25 protein-coding genes are annotated in these 26386 nt (G+C 47.1%); all 25 read left to right on the top strand.

Annotated elements, in window-relative coordinates; all coding sequences use genetic code 11:
• Positions 1 to 9: 9 nt before the first annotated feature.
• The 25 genes from ACJJI1_RS18660 (at position 10) to ACJJI1_RS18780 (ending at position 26307) form a co-directional block, all read left to right on the top strand.
• On the top strand, positions 10 to 348 hold the full coding sequence (locus ACJJI1_RS18660) for a peptidoglycan recognition protein family protein (protein ID WP_444957584.1): 339 nt from the start codon (positions 10 to 12) through the stop codon (positions 346 to 348).
• Entirely contained in the window at positions 323 to 664 is a 342-nt protein-coding gene (locus tag ACJJI1_RS18665; protein ID WP_444957585.1) for a helix-turn-helix domain-containing protein, read from the top strand. Before ACJJI1_RS18660 ends, ACJJI1_RS18665 begins: the two co-directional genes overlap by 26 nt.
• Positions 657 to 2291 (top strand): DnaB-like helicase C-terminal domain-containing protein, encoded by a 1635-nt coding sequence (locus ACJJI1_RS18670; protein WP_444957586.1) that lies wholly within the window; start codon positions 657 to 659, stop codon positions 2289 to 2291. Before ACJJI1_RS18665 ends, ACJJI1_RS18670 begins: the two co-directional genes overlap by 8 nt.
• Complete coding sequence (locus ACJJI1_RS18675) at positions 2281 to 3537, top strand: DUF3310 domain-containing protein (RefSeq protein WP_444957587.1); 1257 nt, start codon at positions 2281 to 2283, stop codon at positions 3535 to 3537. The genes ACJJI1_RS18670 and ACJJI1_RS18675 overlap by 11 nt, the downstream gene beginning before the upstream one ends.
• Positions 3538 to 5403, top strand: a complete 1866-nt coding sequence (locus ACJJI1_RS18680) for a DNA polymerase (protein WP_444957588.1) — start codon at positions 3538 to 3540, stop codon at positions 5401 to 5403.
• Positions 5403 to 5834, top strand: a complete 432-nt coding sequence (locus ACJJI1_RS18685) for a glycoside hydrolase family protein (RefSeq protein WP_444957589.1) — start codon at positions 5403 to 5405, stop codon at positions 5832 to 5834. The genes ACJJI1_RS18680 and ACJJI1_RS18685 overlap by 1 nt, the downstream gene beginning before the upstream one ends.
• On the top strand, positions 5831 to 6667 hold the full coding sequence (locus tag ACJJI1_RS18690) for a hypothetical protein (protein WP_444957590.1): 837 nt from the start codon (positions 5831 to 5833) through the stop codon (positions 6665 to 6667). The genes ACJJI1_RS18685 and ACJJI1_RS18690 overlap by 4 nt, the downstream gene beginning before the upstream one ends.
• Positions 6657 to 7151: a hypothetical protein gene (locus tag ACJJI1_RS18695; RefSeq protein ID WP_444957591.1), complete on the top strand. Its 495-nt coding sequence runs from the start codon at positions 6657 to 6659 to the stop codon at positions 7149 to 7151. The genes ACJJI1_RS18690 and ACJJI1_RS18695 overlap by 11 nt, the downstream gene beginning before the upstream one ends.
• 14 nt (positions 7152 to 7165) lie before the next feature.
• Positions 7166 to 7708 (top strand): hypothetical protein, encoded by a 543-nt coding sequence (locus ACJJI1_RS18700; protein WP_444957592.1) that lies wholly within the window; start codon positions 7166 to 7168, stop codon positions 7706 to 7708.
• Between the two features lie 138 nt (positions 7709 to 7846).
• Positions 7847 to 8053, top strand: a complete 207-nt coding sequence (locus ACJJI1_RS18705; RefSeq protein ID WP_444957593.1) for a hypothetical protein — start codon at positions 7847 to 7849, stop codon at positions 8051 to 8053.
• 21 nt (positions 8054 to 8074) lie between these two features.
• Positions 8075 to 8320, top strand: coding sequence for a hypothetical protein (locus ACJJI1_RS18710; protein ID WP_444957594.1), 246 nt, complete (start codon positions 8075 to 8077; stop codon positions 8318 to 8320).
• A gap of 63 nt (positions 8321 to 8383) precedes the next feature.
• Positions 8384 to 8539, top strand: a complete 156-nt coding sequence (locus ACJJI1_RS18715) for a helix-turn-helix domain-containing protein (protein WP_371839833.1) — start codon at positions 8384 to 8386, stop codon at positions 8537 to 8539.
• Between the two features lie 40 nt (positions 8540 to 8579).
• On the top strand, positions 8580 to 8921 hold the full coding sequence (locus tag ACJJI1_RS18720) for a hypothetical protein (protein WP_444957595.1): 342 nt from the start codon (positions 8580 to 8582) through the stop codon (positions 8919 to 8921).
• A gap of 407 nt (positions 8922 to 9328) precedes the next feature.
• Positions 9329 to 10837, top strand: coding sequence for a portal protein (locus ACJJI1_RS18725; RefSeq protein ID WP_444957596.1), 1509 nt, complete (start codon positions 9329 to 9331; stop codon positions 10835 to 10837).
• Positions 10838 to 11467 (top strand): capsid assembly protein, encoded by a 630-nt coding sequence (locus ACJJI1_RS18730; protein ID WP_444957597.1) that lies wholly within the window; start codon positions 10838 to 10840, stop codon positions 11465 to 11467. It begins immediately after the preceding gene.
• Positions 11468 to 11574: 107 nt separating this feature from the next.
• Positions 11575 to 12606: a major capsid protein gene (locus tag ACJJI1_RS18735; RefSeq protein ID WP_444957598.1), complete on the top strand. Its 1032-nt coding sequence runs from the start codon at positions 11575 to 11577 to the stop codon at positions 12604 to 12606.
• A 58-nt stretch (positions 12607 to 12664) separates the two neighbouring features.
• Positions 12665 to 13273 (top strand): phage tail tubular protein A, encoded by a 609-nt coding sequence (locus tag ACJJI1_RS18740; protein WP_444957599.1) that lies wholly within the window; start codon positions 12665 to 12667, stop codon positions 13271 to 13273.
• A 2-nt stretch (positions 13274 to 13275) separates the two neighbouring features.
• Entirely contained in the window at positions 13276 to 13719 is a 444-nt protein-coding gene (locus ACJJI1_RS18745; protein WP_444957600.1) for a phage nozzle protein, read from the top strand.
• Positions 13720 to 14152: 433 nt separating this feature from the next.
• Positions 14153 to 16222, top strand: a complete 2070-nt coding sequence (locus ACJJI1_RS18750; RefSeq protein ID WP_444957601.1) for a phage nozzle protein — start codon at positions 14153 to 14155, stop codon at positions 16220 to 16222.
• Positions 16223 to 16224: 2 nt separating this feature from the next.
• Positions 16225 to 16671 (top strand): hypothetical protein, encoded by a 447-nt coding sequence (locus ACJJI1_RS18755; protein WP_444957602.1) that lies wholly within the window; start codon positions 16225 to 16227, stop codon positions 16669 to 16671.
• Entirely contained in the window at positions 16656 to 17252 is a 597-nt protein-coding gene (locus ACJJI1_RS18760; RefSeq protein WP_444957603.1) for a virion core protein, T7 gp14 family, read from the top strand. The genes ACJJI1_RS18755 and ACJJI1_RS18760 overlap by 16 nt, the downstream gene beginning before the upstream one ends.
• An 80-nt stretch (positions 17253 to 17332) precedes the next feature.
• Entirely contained in the window at positions 17333 to 19471 is a 2139-nt protein-coding gene (locus tag ACJJI1_RS18765) for a hypothetical protein (RefSeq protein WP_444957604.1), read from the top strand.
• Position 19472: 1 nt separating this feature from the next.
• Positions 19473 to 22715, top strand: coding sequence for a hypothetical protein (locus ACJJI1_RS18770; protein WP_444957605.1), 3243 nt, complete (start codon positions 19473 to 19475; stop codon positions 22713 to 22715).
• An 11-nt stretch (positions 22716 to 22726) separates the two neighbouring features.
• Entirely contained in the window at positions 22727 to 25252 is a 2526-nt protein-coding gene (locus ACJJI1_RS18775; RefSeq protein WP_444957606.1) for a phage tail fiber domain-containing protein, read from the top strand.
• Positions 25249 to 26307, top strand: a complete 1059-nt coding sequence (locus tag ACJJI1_RS18780; protein WP_444957607.1) for a hypothetical protein — start codon at positions 25249 to 25251, stop codon at positions 26305 to 26307. Before ACJJI1_RS18775 ends, ACJJI1_RS18780 begins: the two co-directional genes overlap by 4 nt.
• Positions 26308 to 26386 lie beyond the last annotated feature (79 nt).

Here is a 26386-nt window from a genome sequence, read left to right on the forward strand (position 1 = left end):
AGAGCAATTTTGGTTGATGCCACTTTCACGCCTAACTCAGAAGATAAATCAGCGTGGGACATGGAAGGCATTGATAGAAGTAAAGGTGCGCTGGGAATTAGGTCTCACTACATCATCAGACGTAACGGTGATGTTGAGAAGGGTAGAGAGATTGATGAGGTGTGCTGCACAGGCGAGCACCAAGTAGATAAGGAATCAATTTTAATCCTGCTAGTGGGCACAGATAAATTCACAAAGGCTCAAGCGGGCGCTGTAAACGGACTGGTGGAATACCTTCAGGACAAGTTTCCAGAGGCTGGGCCTGCATTCATGGTGGATGTGGATGAGCCAGAAAGAACAAGTTATTGAGTTCGTAGAAAAGTGGGGATCAATTGATTCTCATAAAGCATTTCAACTGTTTGGAATTACACGGCTGGCAGCAGTCATCCATGAGTTGAAAGGAACAGAGCACGCAATGAAAGCTGTCTATGACGGCACAGTGAAAAGCGGCTTTGCACGGTATGAAGCTGACCCTGAAGAGAGATTCAAAGCTGTTAAGAAGCAGCTCAGCGAATCCTGTAGCAAAGGAATACAGGCAGCTTCATGCCCGAGAGATGTTGTAGCAGCACTGACTGAAGCCCTACGGAATGCGTTGACCTGGGCTAGGGAGGTCGGTGATGGGTGAGTGCGTAAGGAAGGAGCCGTGCCCTTGTGGTGACTCCAGTGACGCGCTGCAAATTTATGAAGATGAGTCTGGGTTTTGTTTCAAATGCGATAGCTACTTCAGTGAAGAAGAGCTTACAGGTCAGGCATCCCCAGCCAAGTCAAAAGGGGGCTCAGCAGCCTCCACTATCACGCCTATTCAAGGCGACTACATATTTCTTGAAGCCCGTGGAATCCAAGCAGATACATGCAGAAAGTACGGGTATAGAGTTGGATTCTATGAAGGCCAACCCGCTCAGATTTGTGATGTGAAAGATCTGAATGGAAATCTTATCGGCCAAAAAATAAGACTAAAAGGCAAAGACTTTCGGACCCTTGGTAAGGGGGTGGTTGAGTCCCTTATAGGCGCCCACCTATTCAGTGGTGGTAAGAAAATAATCATCACTGAAGGTGAAATAGACATGCTGACTCTAAGTCAGGTGCAGGGGAATAAATACCCTGTAGTGTCTCTTCCAAACGGTGTGAAGTCAGTTAAGAAAGCCATTGGCAACAACCTTCAATACCTCGCCAACTTTGAAGAAGTGGTTCTCTGTTTTGATATGGATGAACCTGGGCGAGAGGCTGTAGCTGAAGCTGCTTTGATGCTCATGGACCACAACGTCAGGGTTATGAATCTCCCTGAGAAAGACCCCAACGAAATGCTTAAGAAGGGGCTGGTACAAGAGCTGGTAAGGGCAGTATGGAATGCTGAGCCTTACAGGCCAGATGGTCTGGTCACATTAGATTCACTGGTTGAGGATGTTATTAAGCCCGTTGAAGTCGGTCTTGATTGGTTCCTCCCAACACTCACTAAACACACCTATGGACGCCGCCCAGGTGAGGTGTACTTCTTCGGCGCTGGGACAGGCATGGGTAAGACTGACCTGTTCACTCAGCAAATGGCTTTTGATGTTGAGACGCTGAATAAACCAGTCGGCGTGTTCTATCTGGAAATGGGCACAGTTGAAGCCGCCAGAAGAATTGCTGGGAAGGTTGCTAAGAAGAACTTCCATATCCCTGATGCAGGATGGACTCAAGAGGAACTGGTTGAAACGATTCAGCGTCCCTCACTTAAAAACAGGGTAACTCTTTTTGACTCATTCGGAGTGACCGAGTGGGACAGCATTAAGCAGCACATTATTTATCTCGCTAGTCAAGGCGTAAAACTATTTTACATAGACCACCTAACAGCCTTGGCGACTGGCTCTGAGAAAAGTGAAAAGGAAGAGCTAGAGCGAGTCACTGCTGATATGGCCATGCTGGCGAAACGCTACGGCCTAATCCTCCATGTTATTAGCCACCTCACCACACCAGAGCATGGTTCCCATGAGGAAGGCGCGCGCGTAACTGTTAGGCAATTTAAAGGGTCGCGTGCAATCGGTTTTTGGGCTCACTACATGTTTGGCCTGGAAAGGAATCAGCAAGCCGCTGATGAAGAAGAGCGTCAGACAACGACGTTCAGAATTTTGAAGGACCGTTATACCGGGCGCGCTGCCGGGGTAACGATAAAGCTTGGATACGATTTTGAAACCGGCCTTCTGTATGAGCAGGAAACTTTTACAGAGCCATCTACTAGCACTGAGGAAGAGGAACCGCGTTATGCGTTTTAATAAAGGTGATGAAGTCAAGGTTGTACGTTCTGGGAAGGGTTGCATTCTTTGGGGGTGTGAGAAAGAAGAGCTAGTAGGGAATGACAAGCCCTATGTAGTGGAACGAATTGATGATAATGAACCAGCTGTTCGCTTGGAGAGGGGGTGGTTCCCTAGCCATTGCTTGGAGTTAGTTGAAGAAGAACCTGAAACCGCTGAAGAAGTTGCTGTTGAAGAGGTTCCTAAGCCTGCTTTTAAAGTCGGTGATAAGGTTCGTGTAGTACGTGCTGAGCCGGAACATGACGTTTGGGTGGATGAGTTAGACTCATATGTTGGTAATGGCATTCAGTATAGTGTGGAAGATGTTGATGAATACGATTCAACTGTTCGCTTGGAGAGGGGGTGGTTCCCTGAAGGCTGCTTGGAATTGGTAACTGAAGAAGCAGTAGAAGAGGCTCCTAAGCCTGAGTTTAAAGTCGGTGACAAGGTACGTGTTACCCATAAAGTGCTTGAGTGGGATGGCGACCGCTGGGTGTCCTGCATGGATGAAACAATTGGTCGTGAGGGCACTATTAATAGGGTGAATCGGGATGGAGACTTTCACTTAACTCCCTTTGGTAAGAACTACCCGGCAGAGTGTTTGGAGCTGGTCGCTGAAGAGGTAGTGGAAGAGGTTCCTAAGCCCGAGTTCAAAGTCGGTGATAAGGTTCGTGTAGTACGTGCTGACAGGGGTTGGCGTGGATGGGTTCCCACTCTTGAGAAGTATGTGGGTAATGGAAAGGTCTATGAAATAGCTGAACAAGGGCGCGACCCAAACAATTTCTATATTGATTCTTGGTATTTCCCTTCAGAGTGTTTAGATCTTGTCTCTGATGATGAGTTAGTGACTGCCACTGAAGCCTCCCCTGAACCTACACCAGCGCCCCGCAAAACCCTTGATGACTGTTCTCCAGAGGAGTGGGACGCAGCTTCACGGATTGCCCGTGGTCTACAAGATCGGAGTAGTTGGCCGATAGCTCCGCCTAAGAGTAGCACGCCGAGTAGTACCCCAATGAGTGCCTACGCAATTCAGGAAGGCGGAAAGCATTACAAGAAATTAGCTATCCAGCCAACGGAGTACGCGATGGCTAATGAAATGGATGCGTGCCAATTTTCAATCGTTAAATATGTAACTCGCCATGAGGACAAGGCCGGTATTGAAGACCTTCGCAAGGCTCGTCACACCCTTGAAATCTTGGCTCAAGAAAAATATGGAGAAGCATTGTAGTTGAGACTGGCCTTTGATATTGAAACAAATGGCCTTCTTCATCAGCTCACCAAAATCCATTGCATTGTTGCAATCTGCATAGATACCGGAAAGGAGTACATCTACACAGGCTCAGCTATTGAGCAGGGCGTAGAGATGCTTTCAAGAGCGGAGCTTTTAGTCGCTCACAACGGTATTAACTTTGATGTTCCCGCAATCCAAAAGCTATTCCCAGACTTTAAGCCAGACCGTAAGGCGGTACTGGATACTCTTGTCTGTACTCAGCTTATCTATAACGACCCCTTAGAAGAAGACATAAAACTCGCTCAGCGTGGGTTACTGCCTAAGAAGCTACTTGGCAGGCATTCATTAGAGGCGTGGGGCTATCGTCTTGGCAACTATAAGGGTGACTTCAAACCTGAAAACTATACCAATCCAGAAACTGGTGAACCCCATACGTGGCTCACAATTCCATTCTCACAGGAGATGCTGGATTACTGTATTCAGGATGTGAAGGTAACGATAAAGCTGCTTAAGAGTATCCAGTTTAAACGCACTACTCAGAAGGCTTTAGACCTGGAGCATGAAGTAGCTTGGCGTATGGCTGAGATAGAGCAGTACGGTTTCACATTAAATGTGGCCGGTGCATCTGAGCTTTACGCTGAGCTTGTTCAGGAGAAGTATGAGCTTGAGCAGCAGCTGATAAGCACCTTTGGAAGCTTTGTTAAACGCGGCAAAGAAGTAACTCCCAAGAAGACGATTAACTATCGTAAGAACCCCTTGCAAGCAGACCGTACAGCGGGGGCGACTTACACCAAGATAGAGATAATCAAGTTCAATCCTGGGAGCCGTGACCACATCGCTAAAGGGCTTATTGAGCGGTATGGATGGGAACCTCAGGTATTTACTGACAAAGGAAATATAACTGTTGATGAGACTGTGCTGGAGGCTCTTCCTTACGAGGAGGCGCATCTAGCAGCTCAGTATCTCCGCAACAATAAGCTTCTGGGTCAGCTTGCAGAGGGCGACAATGCGTGGCTAAAGCTGGAGAGAGAAGGGCGGCTTCACTGCCACGTAAACGCCTTGGGGACTGTAAGTCACAGGGCAAGTCATAGTAAACCGAATTTAGCTCAAGTACCGAGCTTACGGGCATATAAGGGGAAGGAGTCAAGAACCCTCTTCACTGTCCCTGAAGGCTGGTATTTGATGGGCAGCGACGCATCAGGTTTGGAACTGCGTTGTCTGGCCAATCGTATTTTCCACTGGGATGGCGGGGCATACGTTCAAGAGATTTTAAAAGGCGATATACATACCGCTAACCAGCAAGCTGCTGGACTGAAGACGCGGGATGAAGCAAAGACATTTATATACGCCTTTCTATATGGGTCCGGCGACCAAGGAATAGGGGCACTTTTAGCTCCTGCTGCAAGCCCGAACCAGCAGAAGAAAATTGGAGCGGCAACTAAAGCGCGCTTCTTAAAAGCTATCCCAGCCATTACAGCCCTCCGTAAATCCGTTGCAGGGCAGCGCACTAAATTTAAACAAAAGATTAAAGGGCTTGATGGCCGCTGGCTCCACTCGCGTAGTGAGCACAGTGCGGTGAATCTATTACTCCAATCTGATGGAGCCCTGGTGTGCAAGAAATGGCTATGTGTCTTCATGGAGCTGATGGAGTCAGCTGGATACAAGCTGGGTTGGGAAGGGGACTTTGTATTGTCTGCCTGGGTACATGATGAAATTCAGGTTGCTTGCAGAACAAAAGAAATCGCCGAGAAGGCAGGTGAATTCTCTCAGAAGGCTATGAGAATCACCCAAGAATTTTTCAAATTTAACTGCCAGTTAGATACCGACTTCAATATCGGCAAGAACTGGGCGGATACGCATTAATGATGAATCATAGGGAAAATATCAAGTTAGGCGAGGGGAAGTCTTTAACACTTTATAAGTGTACTGGTGATAAGTGGACTATTGGTTTTGGCTGGAACATAGAAGATAACGGCATTCCTGAAGAGATTGCTGAGCGGTTGCTTGATATTGCAATTGAACTCGCTGAGAAAGACCTCTTCCATATCTTTGGTTGGATCTTTATTTCTGACTTAAAAGAGAATCAGTATGGCCGTTACTGTGCGCTATTGGATATGGCGTACAACCTGGGGTACGGACGCTTCAAAGGCTTCAAGAAGATGATTGCTGCTGTTAAAGCACATGATTGGGAAGAGGCTGCTGAACAGGCTAAAGACTCTCGCTGGTATAAGCAGGTTGGGGAGCGTGGTGAACGCAATGTTTACCTCTTAAGAACAGGGCGGTTCCCAGCATGAAAAAACTGCTCCTGATTGATACCGATATTGTTGCTTACAAGGCATGTGCAAAGGCTGAGTTTGAATGTGACTTTGGTGATTGGACATTCCTAGCAACAAATTTTGAGGTGGCTCTCAATAACGCTGTTGAGCGTATTGAATCTATTCGCGAGCGCTTAAAGGCTGATGAGGTGGTGCTCTGCCTGACTGATGACCACAACTGGCGAAAAGACGTTCTACCTACCTATAAGCGAAACCGTATAGGGACTCGCAAACCCATGAAGCTGCCTGAGGTGAAGGCGGCACTTTGTGAGCAGTATGAGTCCTTTCTACGTCCCGGCCTGGAGGCTGATGACGTGATGGGAATTCTCGCTACTCATGCCGGTTATAAGCCCAAGTTCAAGAAGATTATTGTCAGTGAAGATAAAGATCTTCGGACTATCCCTGCACTTGTTTTCAACCCTGATAAGGACACTAAGCCTCGTCTGATTACTGAGGATGAGGCTGACCGCTGGCATATGGCTCAGTCCATTGCTGGTGATGTTACGGATGGTTATACCGGCTGCCCTGGAATGGGTTTATCAGGTGCTGAAGAGCTGATTGCTGAGCCTTATCAGTGGGAGCAATACGAACATACCTTCAAGTCTGGGCCTAGGAAAGGAAAGACTGAAGAGCGCTGGCGAAAGATACCTTGTGAAGATCTTTGGGAAGGCGTTGTTAGCTGTTATGCGAAGCAAGGTTTAACTGAGGAATATGCACTATCACAAGCACAAGTTGCGAGGATTTTACGCGCATCTGACTACGACTTTGACAACAAAAAAGTAATCCTATGGGAGCCTATCAATGAACATTGAAGTGAAATATGTACATCACATGGGAACAGACTTAACGGTTGCTAATGCCGCTGGTTCTACGCAACTTGAACCTGAGTTCTGGAACTGTTTGGAGGATTGGGTATACGCCCCAGATAAGCCGATTCTAACTCCTGTTTTTGATGATGATGGAAGAGATCGTATAGCTGATGCCGCTGATGATAAGAAATGGGAGGTGTTTAGGCACACGATGCTGAGCGTGATTGTAACCGCACCACATGATGTGTATGTGAGCTGTTTAGAGCTTGGCATGGGCACTATGACCCGGCTCAACTTCTCGGAAGCATCACAGAGTAAGACGTGGTTATGGACAGGTGATGTTAGTGAGTTCATGGCCTATGTAAGGCATCACACATTTCCAGTGAGTGACTGTTCCAAAGAATCTCGGCAGGTTTCTAATAAGTTGGATGAGATCTGCCAAACCTTGTTCCCTTATTCCTGGGGAGCATTATCTCTAAACCTTTAAAGAGGACTTTCAAAATGTCTCAAGATAAAACTGAAGCTGTAATGTGCGAAGCCATGGTTACTGTTGTTGCTCATATGTTTAGAGGGATGTTTCTAGCTGGCGTGTCTCAGAAAGTTAGTAGTATATTAATCTCCCTTGTATGTCATGAATCAACTGATACTGAGTCTGATAGCAAGGTGCTCTTTGAAGCAGGTAAAGCGCAGGCACTGGCGACTGTTGGTTCTCCATCCTGTGAAACAAAAGAAGCTGTCTCTGAACCCATTGGTTCTGAAGATGAATCAGCGGGCTTTATCACAAAGGCTACAATGATCGCACATGTAGCATATGGCGGTCTGAGGGTGGGGCTCTCTCCAGCAATTATCTCTAGGATTGTGAATTATCTAATTAAGAGCCTCAGTCACTCAGCAGGGAATCAGGACAAGCTTCGCATTAAAGCCTTGGAAATTTCCTCCGAGATGTATGAGGAAGGAGAAAAGCAGAAATTTGAAAAACCTTCCGATGACACCCCGGAAATTGGGGTAGAACTAGAAGCAGTACAACATTTTAATCCTGCTTAACCCCCGCTCACACCTACTCATAAAATCCTCCTAAACCTTCTTGTTCACTTGAAAGTTAAATCTTTCAGGCTGCCTTCGCTCGCCTTGAATTTGGATGAGGGAGGATGCTGAGTGGGTAGTAAATACCATGGAGTAACTATGGATTTTTTAGCGGCAGTATCCGGTTTTGCATCATGCCTCTTAGGCATTATCTATTTCCTAATACTGTCAAATGAAAAAGGCTGGGTGAGTATTTCAATTGAAACGGGTGGCTGGAGATTACTGGTAGTGGGTGTTGGAGTCCTTGCAACGACCTTGGTAATACTCCTTTTCTCCCTGGTAATTGTCCCTTACCTGCTTATGTAAATTTTTACTATGAGTGCAAATATGCGGTTATTTAAATATCGGTGCCACAAGGAAGTCCATGCGACTCCTATGAAACGCGGTGAATATAACGAGTATCGCGGCTGGACAATTCCTGCTAATGAAAACCCAGATGATGATGGCTATCTGGTTGTCTATGGAGCAGGCACATCTGACCACTATGAAAGTTGGAGCCCTAAAAAGCAGTTTGATGAGGGGTACAACAAAATGCTGGAGGGGGATGAATACTGGATTATGGGTAGCTCGTAATCTGATTCCCCGCTTTTTGTAATTCCCCCTAAACAACCAACACTTCACATAAAGGTGATGACCGTGAAGAAAACCAGACTGCCTCTTTACAAGATTAAGCATATAGAACGCCTCCATAAAGAAGGTGTTTCTCAGGGCAAGATCGCGAAGGAAGTAAAGGTTTCCACCAGTACGGTGAGCAAATACATATCAACCTTTAAGGCTGCTATCGGCGAATAGCTTATAAGCCAGCTTTAAAACAACTCAAGGAATAACAGATATGCCCGATGACAAAGATCCGGTAGAGCAGGGAGAAATTGCCGATGAAAAAAAACAAGCAGAAGCCTCTGCACAAGCGCAGGGCGATGTTTCGGATGAAGCAGCGGATAAAAAGAAAAGCCGCCCACGCAAGAAGAGCAGCGAGACAAAGGACAGCTCAAAGCAGACTAAGGGATCTTCTAAAGCGTCTCCAGTCAAAGCAGCAGTCGTTTACATCCCGTGTAATGAATCGGGCGAAAAGCTTCTGGACCGTGTTTGTGTACAAGCTCCTTCAACTGGGAAGCTTCCTACGGGATTCAGTTGGAAGGCTTTTCGCTTAATGGAAGTAATTCCCGTCCGCTAATTTTGTTGCCTTAAGGCATAAGCATGGAAGATTTACTAACAGTGCTACGAAAGGAGATTGACCAGAAGATCCCCAGACGCCCTATAGACCCATTTGAGCACGGTCGTAGGATAGGGAAGATTGAACTCCTTGAGTACATAGAAAACCTTTTAGAACCAAAGCAAGAGGACCACTTACCTAGTGTGCATGAGTGACGACCCACCCGAGTCACCACCACCTCCGCCTCCTCCCGCACCCCCACCTCAGAACGCTCCCGACCTAAAGATTAAAGCAGTAGCTGAGAAGCGAAAGACTGCACGCCAGCGTCGTAAGTCTAATAAGGCAGGTCTGCGTAAGGATTTGAGTGCGTTGAATATCAATGGAGCGCAGGCTGGTGGTGCGGGTCTTAATATCCCGACAAAGAGTTAATGGAAAATAAACCAAGTAGAAGTCTTGATGCTGAATCACGATACCGAAGGCTAGAGTCCACCCGCAGTGCCTATATCAAACGTGCTGAGCAGTGTGCAGGGCTGACAATACCCTCGCTATTCCCTGTCAATGGGAATGCAGAAACACTGCAAACTCCTTATCAGGGCCTTGGTAGTCGTGGTGTAAAACATCTAACAAACAAGTTAGTAATGGCGTTATTGCCACCTAATACCCCTTTCTTTCAGCTGCTCCTATCTGAAGAAATAGATGCTGAAGGTACGAAAGGGGAGGTTGATAAAGCTCTTTCAATGATGGAATCAATCATCAAGAAAGAGATTGAATCCAGCCAGCTTAGAAGCAGGTTATACGAAGCCATAAGACAACTAATGGTGGCTGGAAATTATCTTCTGTACTTCGGTCCAGAGGGTGTGAAGGGCTATAGGCTAGACAAGTATGTACTGAAGCGTGACGGCTTGGGTCGCATTAGTGAGTGCATTATCAAAGAAGTTATCACTCCTGATGACATACCAGCTTCAGTCAGAGACGCTGTGCTAGGCCCAACTCAGATTAATCCCGACCCAGAAAAAGAGCTTAATCAATACACAGTTATTAGGCGTGCTGGAAAGCGCTTCAGGGTCTACCAAGAAATCAAAGGCGTTGTTGTACCTGAATCCCGTGGTAAGTATTCAGAAGATACTTTGCCCTGGTTGCCACTACGGATGATAAGGGTAGATGGTGAAGACTATGGACGCTCCTATGTAGAAGAGCATTTAGGGGATTTGGTATCCCTTGAAAAGCTCTCACAAGCAATCGTGGATGGTTCGCAAGCCGCTGCAAGGGTGATATTCCTGATTGAGCAGGGATCAATACTATCACCCGATGCGTTTAAGAAAGCACGCAATATGGACATTCTCAGAGGTAAGAAAGAGGATGTGACTACCATTCAGCTAGACAAATTCCACGATTTTAGAATCGCTTCCGAAACGATTAGCCAAATCAATAGGGAGCTTTCTAACGCATTCCTATTAAACACTTCTGTTCAACGTAACGCTGAGCGTGTGACCGCTGAGGAAATCCGCTTTATGGCTGCTGAGTTAGAGCAAGCCATTGGTGGGGTTTATACGTTACTAGCACTGGAGCTTCAGCTGCCTCTTGTCTCAATCATTATGGAGAGACTTAAGCGAAAAGGACGGCTGCCACAAATAAAGAAAGGTGACATTGAGCCACAGGTCTTAACTGGTATTGAGGCGCTTGGCCGGTCACAGGAACTAGAAAAGCTGCGTGTCCTACAGAGCTTTATGCAGGCCCTATCTCCTGAGCTAGTACAGAAATATACCCATGTTGATGAGTTTGTGAAGCGCATTGGAGCTGCTTTGCATCTGGATACCAATGACTTGGTTAAAACAACTGAGCAGATAAAGAAAGCCGAACAGCAGGAAGCACTAAGTCAGATGCTACAGCAAATGTCGCCAGACTTAATGAAACAGTTTCAAGGAGAAACGACTTAAATGGCCGAAGGCAATACTGGGGTTACGGTGAGTTCTGACCCCCAGAGCAATAACAATAATGGCGGTGCAAATCCCGCTCAGCAAGCCACACCAGCGGGTGACAACAACAGCAATACGCCTCAATTACCAGAGGGTTTCAGTTCTGTTGAAGAGCTTGCAACTGCTTACACCCAGCTTAAAGGGTCTCAAGAGCAGAGCCCTGAAACCACACCTAAGGGTGATGAAAAGGATGGTGATAGCGATAGTGATGACCTTAAGTCACAGGTAAGCGACCTTCAAAACCGCCTGACCACTGGTGAAATTTTCAAAGCTGTTGGTGGTGAAGATAAGTATAGCCAGTTGACTGACTGGGCCTCTGAGAACCTACCTGAAGGTGAGGTTAAAGCATTCAACGATGTGATGGCTTCAGGTAATCAGGAAGGCATGTTGTTCGCTGTACGTGCTCTGCAAGCTATCCATCAAAACACAATGGATCAAGAGCCGGTTCTGAACTTTGGAAACAATACTAAAGGCATGAGCGGCTATCGCTCTCAAGCAGAGTTGAATCAGGCTATTGCAGATCCGCGTTATTACAGCGACCCAGCTTACAGGGAAGAAGTGGAGCATCGTGTAGCTCTCTCCACATTCTAAAAACCTCCCCAATTAATTAACAAAATCTAGTAAGTCCTCTACATAAATCTAATGCACTTAGCTGTGTAGGGGATTCCTATGTCTATAAGAAGGTAATAAATTTTTTAATGGCATTTCCTACTGACCAAAATGTATCAAATCCCTTGCAGGTAAACAATGCTGGGGATGCTCGCGCACTGGGCCTGAAGCTTTTCTCAGGTGAGGTTTTGAGTGCGTGGCACGCAAATAATATTGCACTTAAGCTTACCCGTAAAAGAACTATTAAATCCGGTAAGTCCGCCCAGTTCCCTTTGTTTGGGCGCGGTAACGCTTCTTACCATACCCCTGGTAAGTTGATTGAAGCATCAAAAATCCCGACTGTAGAACGTACAGTAACTATTGATGACGTTGCTATCTCTCCAGTATTTATTGCTGATATTGATGAGAAGATTCTCCACTTTGACACTCGCTCTGAATATTCAATGGAGTGTGGCTCTCAACTAGGCGAGCTTGTTGACCGTAATGTATTCCGTATGGTGACACAAGCAGGCTTGATTACTGACCAAACTGCAATGACTGCTGCTGGCTTGACTGCGATTACAGGTCAAGAGTATACCCAGCCAATTCAAATGTCTGGTGCGAGTGACCATTTGGATGGCACCAAGATCTATGAAGCCATTGTGAAGGCTGTTACTGAGTTCCGTAAAAAGAATATTAAAGAGAAGCCAGTAGTAGTACTTCCTCCTGACCAGTATGCAGCCCTCCTGACTGTACCTTCCGTTGCCAATGCCGTGTGGTTGAACCGTGACGTAGGTGGTACCGGTAGCGTTGCTGAAGGCTATGTTCCGAAAGTTGCCGGTGCTCCAATCTATGAGTCTAACCATATTCCCAGCACTGATGAAAGCGCAGGTATTAACGACCCAGAGCCGCTGGCAGATGTCACTGTTGGTTCCGGTAATGAAGCGAAATATCGCGGTGACTACTCAAACGTAGTTGGCTTGGTTTTCTCTAGTTCAGCAGTTGCGACTACTGAGCTTTGGGGGATCAACACTAAGGTAGTGGAAGAGCCTCTGCGCCTTGGTCATACCATCCTGGCTACTCAAGCACTGGGCCACGACATTCTACGTCCTGAGTGTTCCATCCCGCTGCTGAAAGCATAATTTATTGTTAGCTCAATTGGGGGTCTCTTAGGAGACTCCCTTTTTTTTAGAGGATTAAATGACCAAATTAGATGCTGTAAATTACATGTTGGTCGGAATAGGGGAGGCCCCTGTTAACCAACTTGGAGAGGCATTTGCAGATGCCCGTATAGCCGAAACAATCCTCAGTCAGACTAATACCACAGTTCAGGCTAAGGGTTGGTATTTCAATACAGAGAATAACTACAAGCTATCGCGTAACTTCTATACAGAGTTAAAGCTTCCCAAAGGGACGCTCAGTGTGGATACAGGTTCTACCGATGTTGTTCAACGCGGGCTGTATCTATACGACAACGTGAACAAGACCAAGAAATTCCAGTCGGATTTGGTTGTTCACTTGGTGCTTGAAATTGACTTTGAAGAGCTTCCCCATGAAGCCATGATGGCTGTTCTAACCTCCGCTACACGCCGTTTCCAGCAAGCTACTGTTGGATCTAAACAGCTGGATAGCTTTCTCCAAGAAGCCGAACGTACCGCTCACATCTCTCTCTTACAGAGTGAGTCAGAAAACGCTCATCACAACCTCAAAGAGAACTCAGAGTTTATGCAGAGCCTGTTGCGTGGTGGTAGCACGACTACTAGCGGTGCTGATGCTTACCTGGCTTCTATGTACTCTTGCTGGGGGTAGTAATGTCTTTACTAAGTCAATCAATTAGAAACCTGATTGGTGGGGTAAGCCAGCAGGAAGAAAAGCTCCGTAGTGAAACTCAATGTGAGGACCAGATAAATTGTAGGAACTCACTCGTTGATGGGATGGGTAAGCGGCCTTCCACTGAGCTTATAAGCACACTAGCAAACCTTGATACGTCTGACGCGAGTGTTCATTTTATTGAGCGTGATACCAATGAGCGGTACATCATGGTTATCACAGATGGCTCAGTACGTGTTTTCAACACAGACACAGGGGTTGAGTATCCCGTTGTAGATAATGCACAAGCTAATAAAGAGTACTTGCGGCACAGGTCTAAAGAGAACGTGCAGAATCAGTTTCAGGTGCTCACAACAGCAGATACCTCAATCATCCTAAATAAGCAGGTTCCGGTTGAGCAGGCATATGTTCGGGAGACAACTTAATGGCCTCCTCAAATGTACTGACAACGATTGAAGTAACAATCCCCAGCTTTGTTTCAGCAGCACTCACCCATCATGCGTGCGGTGGTACTGATATGAATAAGATTGAGTACATCGTTGGGCTAAGTTCCCCTGAAGTAGTGACTTTGGATATTGATGAAAGTCTTACAGCTGAGAAGTGTGCGCGTTCACTAGGCGAATCATTACGCACCTATTACCCGTCATACACCGTGCATGTAAAAGGTTCTACGGTTTCAATCATACGCCCTCGCGGTAGTGATTTAGATATCACTGAGAACAGCGTTCAGAAGAGAAAGAAGCTAGGAAACACGAATTCAAATACTTGGCAAAGACCACCCGGCTTGGATGACCGTGGTGTATACGGGAAGTATTACAGGAGCAGTGCAAGGAATTCATTTATCAGGACATATATACCATGAGTGTTGATTGTTCAAAAGTACCTACGAAAAGCATTGACTCAATTGTAATTACTACAAGGGATTATGAGCCGGGTGAAATATCTACTGAGATTGCTGATGCCGGTCTTGGCTTCGGCGCTTGGGATACTACTGACAACTCTTCCATTGAAGAGGGCTACCTTGAGGATAATCGGTCGCTTTGTTATGTGAAGCAAGCTGACTACGCAACAAAATATACTTTGAAGCTGAATGGCTACTCCTGCTCATACGAAACCCCTGAAGCTGACACCGATAGGGCGCGTGCAGGGCTGGCAACTGAGGTAATCACCAGTTCAATAGTCTCAGCAATAAACTCCAAGACAGGCTCTCACGGTTGTACGGCTACTAGCTATGGAACGTATTTAACGGTCCACTCAGCAGATACTTATACCATTGAGGCTGTTGACTCCCTTGGTGGTAAGGCTTTCTTTGCCTTTAAACACAAGGCACAAAACTTTTCCGACTTACCTCCTGATGCGCCTGATGGGTTCCGTCTGAAGATACTACCGGAGCCTGATGCTGAAAGTGAGGCTTACCATGTTGTCTATAACAAGGAAGGTGGGGTAACTACGGGCACTTGGGAAGAAACGGTAGCCCCTGGTCTGATTAATCAGTTGGACCGAAATACCATGCCTCATCTACTGACTCGTAAGCAGGATGCTCAGTATGTGGATGAGGATAACCCTTACGGAATCTACTTTGAGTTTTCTCATGCTCCCTGGTCAGCGCGAGAAGTTGGAGACTACGCAACAGCTCCCTTCCCGAGCTTTACCAGTTCAATCAATTCAGATGGCCAGCTTTCAGCAATCCGCACGATTACAAGTATGTCCTATTTCAAGAATCGCCTCGTTTTTGCAACGGATGAGAACTTGGTATTTAGTGAGGCTGGCAATCACTTTAGATTCTTTCCCACCACCGTTATTCAGCCGCTTGAATCTGACTCAATAGATATTGCGATATCCAACAATAAAGTCACTCCGATTCAACACATGATCCCCTATGAAAAGGAGTTAATTCTCTTCTCAGAAAATCAGCAATACAGCTGTAGTGGGGGTGAAATATTCAGTGCGGAAACGGTTCAGGTAGTCCCAACAACGGGATACAGAATTGATGTGAATGTGGCCCCCATCAGGGTGGGAGATAAGATTTTCTTCTGTAGCAGAAAGAGGAACTTTAACGCAATTTGGGAGTACGTTTATGAAGGGGATAAATGGCGTGCTTTTGATATTACTAAGCATGTCCCTAATTATATTGAAGGGTTTGTTCATAGACTTGCTGGTAACTCTACGCAAGACACTCTGTTCGTGCTTCCTCGCTTGTCACATGAGGATACGATTGGCTTCATGTACGTCTACAACTGGGCTGAGCAGAGGGATGAGAGAGTTCAAAGTGCTTGGCAGAAATGGGAATTTTCAGCTGAGGTGCTTGATATAGTTCTGGAGGCAAATTACTTACGACTGCTGACCAGATATAACGAGGGTGGTGATATGGAAGCTCCCACCTACATTTACTACTACGAGGGAATGAATCTCTCATACGATCCCTTAGCAGAAGAACTTGGCCATCCCGTATTACTGGATAGACGCGAGGAAGTCACTGGTTTAGGGATTGGTAGCTCGGATTTAGAGGACTGGGATGGCCGGGTTGTATTTCAATTTCAGGACCGTGCCTTTGTAGGTTTCCCTTATGAGCAGCGATATGTTTTCTCTCGCCTGTCAATCAGGGATAGCTCAGGAACACCTCTAGTAGGTGGACGCACCCAGGCCCGTCGCATCATTTTGAACTATGCAGATACAAGTCACTTTGTAGTGGCTGCTGAAGTTACTGGTAGAAGCGATATACGCGCACAGGAATTCAATGCAAGGGTAATCGGCTCAGCTGACAACATCATTGGGGAGATACCTGTGGCGGTGGGTGAGCTTACTTTCCCGGTAATGGGGCAGGCAGATAGGCTGAGAATTCATATCTCTAATTGGAGCCCCTTTGATGCGGTATTCCTGTCTGCTCAATGGGAGGCGTTCTACTCATACAGAGCACGGCGATTGTAGTGATGTATGACTTGAAGCCCGTAGTAGATAGAGATGTTGAGGAAGTAGCGGCTGATGTTCACCCCCAATATAGAGTCGAGTTGGAGGTATTTGGAAGCCGCTTTGCAGGGATGTTGACTAGGTGTGTTGAGAGCAGTGGCGAAGCCTTTTCTATCTGGGATGGCGGAAGGCTTATAGGGCTTTCTGGATTCCGTCATGGCCAACATGGCGTACTGCCTTGGATGGTTCCAACATCTGAGAGGCCGTCAAATATTAGGGCCTTCATGCAGGAGTCTCGCGAAAAGCTTGCTGATTACTCCTCTGAACTACTCTACAACTACATCCATGAAGAGAATACATCAGCTCTCCGATATGTGAGGGCATTAGGCTTTTCTGAATGTGAATTGGTAGCCAACTTCAATGGCTCCAAACACAGTTTTATACAGGTGGTTAAATGGCCGGTGAATTAACTTCTGCGGCTGCTAGTACGGGCAATCCGTATGCAATTGCTGCCGCAGTTGTAGCTGACATGTTGATTGCTAATCGCAAAGACAAGAAGTTAGCTAAAGAGAATAGAAAGCGGAGAGATGCTGCCGTTGAAAGTGCATCGTTGAATATACGGGAAATGAACCGTGTATTTCAGACTGAGCAAGAAAAGTCTGTTGACGATAAGTTACAGGCAAAGCTCACCATGCTGCGTCAAGCAGATAAGGTCTCTTTAAGCGCTGCTGAGAATGGAGTGGGAGGTTTCTCAATCTTCCGTCTAAGGTCATTTGTTGAAGGGCAAGGCAACCAGAATGTCCGCAACATTGATAGAAACTTGGACGATAGCCGTGCGCGCTTGATGATTAATAAGCGGAATGAGAACCGCAGTGTGGTGGATCTTATTAACCAACTCCAGCAGCCAAAAGGATGGAAGCAGAACCTACTGGATATTGCTATTGCTGGAGCTGGTTCTTACACAAGTGACGGAGGTTCTGGTCGTGCTACCCAATGGAGTAGTACTTCTGGAGGGACTTCTACCGGAACTTCCGGGGGAGGTACGACATAGCAAGAGTTACACTAGATGCAGTAGTCGGCAAGCAGGGGACTAAGAGAAAAGTCGCTGACTACGCAACTATGACAACACCAGTGGCCCCTAAACAGAATGGGGCAGATACAGTTGACCAGCTGATTTCATTGGGCGGTGTGGCCATGGATAGCTGGGCTGATAAATACAATAAGGAGCTGGATGCGGAGAGCTACCTAGCTTCTGAAATGGCTTACAAGGACGCTGAGCAGAACTTTAGAAAAGCTGTTGAGCGCGATCCATCCCTGCTGGATTTAGAGCCAGATGAACTTTCAAAACAAGCAGCAGATTTCTTAGACACTTCCCGTATCCACAATCCTGACTATGCCACTCGCCTTAAGCGGACCTGGGGAGCGCAGTCTCGTCAGCAGGCGCTTCAGATGCGTGAGTCAAAACGGTATGAAGATAAGAAGGGGATCTACAAGGACTATGTGCTCCGCTCAATCCCTGAGTTACAGCAGACTTTCAATCACTCCCCTGAAGATGCGGACTTTGCTCTTGGTTCCCTAAAGCAGCTGGCTTTAAGTGACGGACTAAGTGAGCAGGATTTTTTGGAGCTTGTGGCTGATGTGCAAGCAATGCCAGAGATTACTGACAATGACTTCCAAGCTACCGTGTTAGCGGACTTGGTATTGGACAGGAAGGATTCGCAAGGTCGCTTGATTGGTGGTGATGAACTTCAGCAAAGGATGAAAGCAGCTCGCCAGAGAACCCTAGACCTCAATACTAAGCAGAAGCAGGAAGCTAAGCTGGCTTTTATACATGACTGGGAAACCCAAGTAATACCAGCAGTGCTTTCAGGTCAGATGGCAGAACCCGGATACGACTACTTTGGGGGTGTCATTGAGAAAGGCGTTATCACTGGCTCTGAAGCAGACTCTTTGCTGGACATGATAAACAGCGAGCGCGTTAAAGCTGGAGGGGATACTGCTAAGCACTACCTGCTAAACGCATTCCTTGAAGGCACCTTAAACAAGGAACTTCCAGTTGCGGCGCAGCAGTGGGAGAGGGGCGAAGGCACATTAAAAGGGGATACCTTAAGGCTCGCTTACAACCACTTCTTGCGGCAAGGTGATGTGGGTATGAAGACTTTCTTCAATGCCCTGAAAAAGAATGGTGAGCGCTATAAGCCACTGGATCAAGTTTTCTCAGGTGGCTTTGCAGCATTTGATGAAAAGGTAAGTGATCCGAAAGAGCTGGCTCCTATAACTAAGCAGATGCTTCAGGTTTTACCAATGGCTATGGATACAGGCTATGTGGGAATGTTGCCTGATGATACTAGGCGCAAGGTAATGGCCTTCAATGAGCATCAGCTGCTTGATGAAACACCTCTCCAAGCCCTTCAGCGAATCAATAGTACGGACCTTACACAGCCACCTCCCAAGGTTATGTGGAGCAAAGAACCCGTAGCAAGCCGTGATGAGTTCCTGAGCAAGAAGTTTGGTGAGGGTTGGTTCAGCTGGACAAAAGATCTTGATACGGACTTCAACAGTAAGCCAGTAATTGGACTGATTGAGCGCGAAGCGTCCTACCTGATGCAGATGGGGGTGTCTCAAGATCGCGCTTTAGAAATGGCTTACAACAAAGTTGAAGATGAATTCACTCAGGTCGGTGGGGTTGCCATTCGGAAAGATGAGGTGATTCGCTTCCAGCAGGAAACAGGAAGAACACCTGAAGCCGCTTTCCAATTCCTTCGCGAGAGTTATGCAGAGCAGATGCGTGGTGATGGGGAAGAGGTGGAGCCAGAGGATATCGCTCTCTTCTATAACCCAACCGATAACAACCTACTCGCGATAAACCGAAAAACCGCCATGATTGCCCGTCCGCTTATTGCGAATAACGCTCCGATAGCAAACCTCTATGACTTCGGAAGACCGGAAGTAGCTGCCTTGATGGATGAGCATGAGTACACCCAGGCACTTGCAGAACATGATGCAGGCGATACCGGCAGGCGTGCTGCTAAGGCATTTAATGAGAGCTTTGTTAAGCCTACTAAGGCCGTTGCTGGCGCTATTGGTGGTGTTGTGAAGCCGGTAATAAATACGGTTAAAGGTGGCATTAAGAAGTCAGGACTTTCACACAGTATCGCTGCTAAGCAGGCTGAGATTGAGAGTGATATAAGAATGAATGTGGACGCAGCGGTAGTTGAGCGCAAGCGACGTGAGCTGGAGCAGCTGAAACAACAACTTAAAGAGACTTAAAGTGGATTTGGTAGGAAAGGAAATAGTCTCTGATGCAATTTCAAAGCAGAGACAGAAAGATGCAGTAAGCATTGGCCAGAACCCTACCTTACTTACTCCCGAGCAAGAACAGTCATTAGAAGTGCCTGAGCCCGCTGAAGAAAACTCAGTAGGTTTTATAGAAGCTTTTGGCACGGCGGCTGAACTGGACTGGACGCACAGTAGGCTTGCTCGTTGGAGTGAGTTGGAGGGGTATGAGGAGGGTAGTGATTTCACACTCTCCCAAAGTGATTTTCATAGGCTTGGCGATGGCTTGGCAGATGAGCATAAGGCAAGTCTGGTAGAGGCCACTAGCCTAGAACATGCAGAGAATATGCGTGAGGAGTTACTGGCTACTCAAAAGCTGGAACAAGTACTCATGCAGAGCGATAGCGCATTGTCGGCAAGGATACTTGCGAACCTTGTAGATCCTACTTCACTTGTTGCCGGTACTCTCACTGGTGGCGTTGGGACCGCAGTAATGTGGGGCTCGCGGGTTAGTCGGGTGAAGAGAGCGTTTACAGCTGGTGCGATAACAGCTGGTGAAGTTGGGACTATAGAAAGCTTGGTAAATGCTATAGATCCTGTGATGGATGATGAGGATGTTCTTTTAGCTACTGCAACGGCAGGGAGCTTGGGTGGGTTGATTGGCTCATTTGGAAAGGTCTCTCCAGACCTCGCCAAAGCTTATGGAAAAGTAAGCAGGGAGGTAGAGGCCAAGCAGCTGAAGGAGGCTGGTGAGTTCACTGAAGAGGGTAAAAAGAGCTTTGAAGATGTTGAGCAGCCGCTGGACTTAGACAACCCCGGACATAGCTCAACCAGCTCAGCAACAACGCCCACTGAGATTGGAGCTACTGAAAGAGTGGATATTGCCTCTAACGGGCATGAGTTCAGTGACAAGGCATTCGGCTCTAAGGTGAACTACACGATTGGTTCGCTAATGGCTGGTTCCGATAATTCACTGCTACGCCACTGGTCTAGCAAGTTAGTTGATATCTCAACAGGCTGGTCAAAGCGAGGGACAACTTCTGCCCGGTCTGCAAGCGGCTGGAAAAGGCATCAGCAAAGCAGCTTTGAGTTACAGATAGCCAAGGCTGAGCACACCCACTTCAATGCCTGGAAGAAGGAACATGGCTTTGGTGCAATGAAGGAGACCCAAGCCCGCAATAAATTCTACCGGGAGGTTTCTGATTACATTGAAGGCGTGGGAGGTGACTATCACCCAGCGGTTAAAGCCGTGGGGGATGTTCATGCCCGGATCTATAGGGAGCTTGGTGAACTACAGAAGAATCCCTTGAAGAGGGAGGGTGGGAGAGGTGCTGCTGTTCGCGGTGCCGAGAACTTTGAAGCGAATGCAAAGTACCTTCCACATGTTTACGACGATATGCGAATTGAGCGTATGGGCAGAGGGAAGGCCCAAGAACTGTTGGCAAGAGGGATTGCAGGTGTCACAGAAGACGTTGCTCAGCGTGTCGCAAAGAATGTAGTGAAGATTATTACCTCCAGACGCTACCAAACTGCTGGGCAGGATTGGAGGAAGTGGTTTGAAATGGATGCAGAGGACTTCCGGTACCACTTGGAAGAGGCTGGCATTGATGGCAGGACCATTGATGAGTTAGCTAAAGACCTACAGCTAAGCGCAAACAGGAAGGAAGGCAAGGCAGGGAAAGAGTCAGTCTGGAAGCAGCGAATCAATTTGGATATGAATGCGCGCCTGGATGATGGCACGGCTATTACTGAGCTTTTCCAGCGTAATGCAGATGTTTTACTCCGCTCCTATATGAACCGCCAGTTGGGCAAAGTGGCACTGGCAAGGCATGGCCTTGTTGGGGACTCAGAGATTGCAGCTCTACGCAAAAGGTTGGAAGAGCAGTATCACGCAGTGGGAGCCACTGGTAAGCGCGCTGATTGGCGCATGAAAGCCGAGATGGATGCCTTTCAAAAATCCCTGAATCACATCCTAGGGATACCTAATCACGATGGTCAAAGCCTCTTAGCAACCACATCACGATTAGGGCGGAAGATGGCCTTCGGTAATGTGATGGGGATGGTTGGATTCGCTCAGATAGCTGAGATTGGTAACGTGGTAGCCACCATGGGCTTTAAAGGCTTCTTCAAGTCCATACCAGAATGGAAAAGCATTCTGCTCAGAGCCCGGAATGGCGAGCTAAGTAATGACCTTGCCGCTGAACTGGAAGAATTTACTGGTGGTTATGGTTCACAAGCCTTCCTTACTAGGGCTACTAACTACGACCCAGAGATGATGGACTCTATTGGCGATGGCTTATTTGGGAAAGTTGAGAGGGGCTTGGATAAGGCGAATCGTGGGGTAGCAACTATTTCAGGGATGAACCTGATTACCACATTCAGTCAGCGACTGGCTGTAAAGGGGCAGGTGGACAGAGTTTGGAAGGAGATTCATAGCAACATCCCCGCTCTATCTGAAAGGCAGTTGAGAGAATACGGGATAACCCCCGAGGAGTTCTCTGCGATTAAGCGCGAGATGAGTAAACATGCCAAAGGGGCTGAGAATGTTCATAAACTGAACTGGGAAAGCTGGGAACCTGAAACAGCAGAAGCGTTTGCAACCCTGCTTAGGAAGTGGGGGGAGCGTTCTGTTCAGGTGAACGACATAGGCGATTTACTCCCATTTGATTCGCCCCTTTCCAAGCTCTTACTCCAATTTCGCACGTTCGTTATTTCGGCCCATTCAAAGCAGCTGCTAAACACAGCCAACCAGCTGAGGGATGGTGATATCGGGTTTGGAGTTACAAAGATGTTGTACGGCTCCTTATTTGCTTCGTTGGGCTATATCGCGAGGACACACACAGCTGCCGTTGGTAGGCCAGATAGAGAAGAGTACCTAAAAGAAAAGCTTACCAATGAGGAAGTTATTAAGGCGGGCTTTGCAAGGGCTAGTTGGGCTGCACTGCTCCCAGCATTTGCTGACACAGGCGCAGACTTCTTTGGTGAACCACTCTTCAATCAGCGCTATACCGGGCTAGAAAACTCCTTACTAAATCCTATGCAATCACCAGCAGGTGCCTGGGCCACTAATGCGGTAAAGCTTGCAAGCTCAATTGGTGAGGCAGCTGTAAGTGATGATAAGGAATTCACAGAGAAAGACTTAATGACACTGAAGAGGTTGATGATTATGCAGAATGCTCCATTCATTGATGGGATGTTGAGGAATCTAGTTGATAACACACCTCTTCCAGAGGAATAAAAAAGGAATAAATGACCGAGTTTTATGCACGTAACGAGTACCCAAATTTCACGGGTACTGGTCCGCTCAGTATCTCTTTTGATTACATAGATCCTGAGCACATATTCTGCGAAGTAGATGGCGAGCAAGTTCCTTTCTCATGGCTCAGCAGCAATACAGTTGAGCTTGATGACTCAGTTCAGAATGCGTTTGTAATGGTGCGGCGTATCACCCCAGTGCAGAACCGCATCGTAGATTTTGAGAACGCTACGATACTCACTGAGAATGACTTAGACACATCTGCTTTACAGGTTTTTCACGTTGCCCAAGAGGCAATTGACCTTACACACGATATCGTTGCCCTCACCTCAGACCGTTCCATTGATATGGAAGGGCGCTACATATACAACCTAGCAGCCGGTGTAGATGCCGGAGATGCTGTAAATAAAGAGCAGCTAGATGCTAAGGATTTACTCTTCCAGCAGTACCTGAGTGAGATACGAGACAAATACGACACTATTAATACGTGGTACGACACCGTTGAGGATGACACTGCGTATGTTGCCAATGTTAAAGGCGCGATAGATACAATTCACGGCAATATGCAGTCCATTGAGACTGACCTGCTGGCTATTCAAAGTGATGTAACCAGTAAGAAGCAAGATACGGTTAATGCCGCTACTCAGGCCGCTGCTGATAAGCAGACCATCGCTGGTTACAAGTCTGACATAGAGCAAATTAAAGACGATGCTGATGCGCTTGGTAGTCAGGTGTCAACTGACCGCTCGGCGGTTGCATCAGACCGACAGCATATTGACCAACAGGTTGATACAGCAGAAGGCTACAAGGACGATGCTAATTCAGCGAAAACTGATGCTGAGTCCGCTAAAAGTGCTGCTGAGGCTGCTGAAAGTCGTGTAGCTACAATGGAGCAAAATGTCAGCCAGATGCAGTCAGCGCTGACAAATGACCCTATCCCGCTGGGTGAGTGGTCTTCTACAAGTACGCCTCCAACCCCTGACGATACAAGTAAGTCCTGGTTTTACCATGTGACGATTGATGGAGACATTGGCAGTGATACTTATAACGCTGGTGATGAGATCTATTGGAGCATTGATGAGCAGGCTTGGTATCGGGTTCCGCGAGGGGCTAGGGTCCGCAGTATCAACGGCCAAGATGGGGATGTAGATCTTTCATTAACGGATCTTGGTGGCCTCTCCTCCAGTGAAAATTCCATTCTGAGTGCATTGCTGACTGTTGGCGATGGGGGTGTAATCAAGCTTGGAAATACGCGGTATCTACAAGCCGAAGATAGTTCTGGTGCAGCTCATGCGATTCTTGGAATCCTACAAACCGATACTGTATTGGTTGGCAAAACATCTTTGCGCTTGGCCTTGCGAGGCAGTGCGATTGACTTACAGGACGGCACTGGAACTTATACGGTATGGCATTCAGGTAATGGTGGAGCTGGTAGTGAGCTGGATGCTGGGAAGCTAGGTGGTAAGGCAAGCACATCCTACGCACTGCTTTCAGGTGCGGCCTTTACCGGCGATGTAAGTGTTGATGGCAAGTTAAGTACAGTTGGTTCCAACAACATTGAAGGGTATGACGTTGCTGCGCGGAATAACCTGTCCACTGTAGCTGGTAGTGTCTACGCAGGTTCTGATAATAAGCATGTTCTACAAGGCAACGATACTTGGCTGCGTTTAAACCCGTCTGGGGATTTCTCTTCAGGTATCTATTGTGGTTCAAGTTTGTTGAGGACGGATGGAGCGCTTCAAGTTGGGAGTAGCGGGTCTACTTTCAACTGCGATTCCAACAGCTTCACATACAAGAATAGTGATATCTGGCACGCGGGCAACTTCACCCCCTCAAACTATTTAGGAAAGTCATCTACAGCCGCTGATTCAAGTAAGCTTGGCGGGCTCTCTCTTTGGTCTAGTGGCAACAATTATGATGTTGTCGTATGGACTAGCTCTTTTGGTGTGACTCATGTTGGACGCTACTTGGATTTCCATAGTGGTGGTGACTCTGAAACTGATGCCTATGATTGGCGGATGTATATCTCGTCTACAAACGCGAACTCCTCTATGTATTTCCTTAATGATGGAGGCTCGCGACGCTTTGAATTTTTGGATGGAGGTGAGTTTAGGGCAGATGGTAATGTCATTGGCTACTACTCAGATGAGCGGCTGAAAGATGTTATTGGAGGTGTTGAAGGGTTGTCTGCGATTCGGAAATGGAAACCCATTTCTTACTATGGCAGTAAGCTTGGAGAGCGCCTTTCAAGGGGAGCTATTAAGGCTGATAGATTAGAAGTAGGACTCAGCGCTCAAAGTGTCTTGGAAACCACCCCTGAGCTGATTCATCCGGCACCTTTTGATTGGAACTCTGAAGAACAGAAATCAATCAGCGGTAAAGGCTACATGACGCTAGATTACCAGCGGGCTGTAGCTGTTCTTGTCTCTGCGGTTCAAGAGCTTGATAAGCAAGTGCAAGAGTTGATCCGCCCCTGGTACGTGAAGGCTTGGCAGTGGGTTAAGAGGTGGGTTAAATGACTACGCCTACTGGCCAGATAGGGTTTTCAGACTTAAGTACTGAAATAGGGGAGTCATCTACATCACAGCGCTCACTAAATGACAGCAATGTACGAACCCTTGCTGGGAAGTCTTCTGGTCAGATTGGTTTAGGGGATTGCCGGGGGAAGGCGTGGTACACCTATACAACGGCAATGAACAACTACGCTTCCCGGCGCTCTGTGACGTCAACATACTCCACCACTAATAATTACCACAAGATCTACTTCAATACGGACGGGTCTATTACTACAAATGGGGCGGTGGAATCCGGTTCTACCCGTTGGGTATCTCAGACGGGAACCCCTGGTAATGATTTTGATATCCGTGTGACCGTGACCACCAACGGAACTGGTAATGAGTTATCAAATGGGATGGAAGCTAACACATGGTATAGCTTGGCTTCTGACCAGTACTTTGAGCATCACGTTTCCCGAACTACGAATGGTAGTACCTCAGGTGAAAGTAAATTCAAGGTAGAGTTGCGGTGGAAGGGCGATAGCTCCATAAAAGATACCGCTACCTTTACACTGAACACTACAGCAGTTAAATCAGTTAACACCGATCCTACCTGCTTGTGGGTTGGCCACACCATTGAAACAAGAAGTGGCTTTAAGCAGCTTGAAGACCTTGCTGTTGGGGATGAAGTGAGATCCTACATTATCCATGGGCTACCTGATGAGTCATCGCAAAGGCGCTGGGAAGACTGGCAAGCAACAGAGTTATCTGGTGAGCTGTCTTGGTCCGTTGTAAGGCATTTAGAAATCACTCAAGAAAGTATGCACATGGAGGTTAACGGAGCTAAATGCTCTCTAACCCACCCATTCTTTATTGAGCGTAACGGTCTATATGGATTCTGCCGTGCTCTGTATTTAAAGCAGGGTGATAAGGTTTTAAAAGATGATTTAACCTGGGACTCGCTCACACACCTCATACTTGTTAAAGAGCCCCTAGAAGTATTGATGTTAGATGTTGAGGAAACTGATACATATCTTGCCGGTGGTTATGTGAACCACAACGGAATCCAAAAACCCTAAAAATAAATGAAAGAATTTTTTCAAGCCTCTACCTCTGCTACGACAGTGGGGGTGGGTGGTGCTATTTTCCTGGGCATTA

This window comes from Microbulbifer maximicatervae (SeqCode) (assembly GCF_052467065.1).

What these genes read in the sequence shown, in the direction of transcription:
- ACJJI1_RS18665 (WP_444957585.1), top strand. Translation starts at nt 323, where the DNA reads ATGAGCCAGAAAGAACAAGTTATTGAGTTCGTAGAAAAGTGGGGATCA.
- ACJJI1_RS18670 (WP_444957586.1), top strand. Translation starts at nt 657, where the DNA reads ATGGGTGAGTGCGTAAGGAAGGAGCCGTGCCCTTGTGGTGACTCCAGT.
- ACJJI1_RS18675 (WP_444957587.1), top strand. Translation starts at nt 2,281, where the DNA reads ATGCGTTTTAATAAAGGTGATGAAGTCAAGGTTGTACGTTCTGGGAAG.
- ACJJI1_RS18685 (WP_444957589.1), top strand. Translation starts at nt 5,403, where the DNA reads ATGATGAATCATAGGGAAAATATCAAGTTAGGCGAGGGGAAGTCTTTA.
- ACJJI1_RS18690 (WP_444957590.1), top strand. Translation starts at nt 5,831, where the DNA reads ATGAAAAAACTGCTCCTGATTGATACCGATATTGTTGCTTACAAGGCA.
- ACJJI1_RS18695 (WP_444957591.1), top strand. Translation starts at nt 6,657, where the DNA reads ATGAACATTGAAGTGAAATATGTACATCACATGGGAACAGACTTAACG.
- ACJJI1_RS18700 (WP_444957592.1), top strand. Translation starts at nt 7,166, where the DNA reads ATGTCTCAAGATAAAACTGAAGCTGTAATGTGCGAAGCCATGGTTACT.
- ACJJI1_RS18705 (WP_444957593.1), top strand. Translation starts at nt 7,847, where the DNA reads ATGGATTTTTTAGCGGCAGTATCCGGTTTTGCATCATGCCTCTTAGGC.
- ACJJI1_RS18710 (WP_444957594.1), top strand. Translation starts at nt 8,075, where the DNA reads ATGCGGTTATTTAAATATCGGTGCCACAAGGAAGTCCATGCGACTCCT.
- ACJJI1_RS18720 (WP_444957595.1), top strand. Translation starts at nt 8,580, where the DNA reads ATGCCCGATGACAAAGATCCGGTAGAGCAGGGAGAAATTGCCGATGAA.
- ACJJI1_RS18725 (WP_444957596.1), top strand. Translation starts at nt 9,329, where the DNA reads ATGGAAAATAAACCAAGTAGAAGTCTTGATGCTGAATCACGATACCGA.
- ACJJI1_RS18730 (WP_444957597.1), top strand. Translation starts at nt 10,838, where the DNA reads ATGGCCGAAGGCAATACTGGGGTTACGGTGAGTTCTGACCCCCAGAGC.
- ACJJI1_RS18735 (WP_444957598.1), top strand. Translation starts at nt 11,575, where the DNA reads ATGGCATTTCCTACTGACCAAAATGTATCAAATCCCTTGCAGGTAAAC.
- ACJJI1_RS18740 (WP_444957599.1), top strand. Translation starts at nt 12,665, where the DNA reads ATGACCAAATTAGATGCTGTAAATTACATGTTGGTCGGAATAGGGGAG.
- ACJJI1_RS18745 (WP_444957600.1), top strand. Translation starts at nt 13,276, where the DNA reads ATGTCTTTACTAAGTCAATCAATTAGAAACCTGATTGGTGGGGTAAGC.
- ACJJI1_RS18750 (WP_444957601.1), top strand. Translation starts at nt 14,153, where the DNA reads ATGAGTGTTGATTGTTCAAAAGTACCTACGAAAAGCATTGACTCAATT.
- ACJJI1_RS18755 (WP_444957602.1), top strand. Translation starts at nt 16,225, where the DNA reads ATGTATGACTTGAAGCCCGTAGTAGATAGAGATGTTGAGGAAGTAGCG.
- ACJJI1_RS18760 (WP_444957603.1), top strand. Translation starts at nt 16,656, where the DNA reads ATGGCCGGTGAATTAACTTCTGCGGCTGCTAGTACGGGCAATCCGTAT.
- ACJJI1_RS18775 (WP_444957606.1), top strand. Translation starts at nt 22,727, where the DNA reads ATGACCGAGTTTTATGCACGTAACGAGTACCCAAATTTCACGGGTACT.
- ACJJI1_RS18780 (WP_444957607.1), top strand. Translation starts at nt 25,249, where the DNA reads ATGACTACGCCTACTGGCCAGATAGGGTTTTCAGACTTAAGTACTGAA.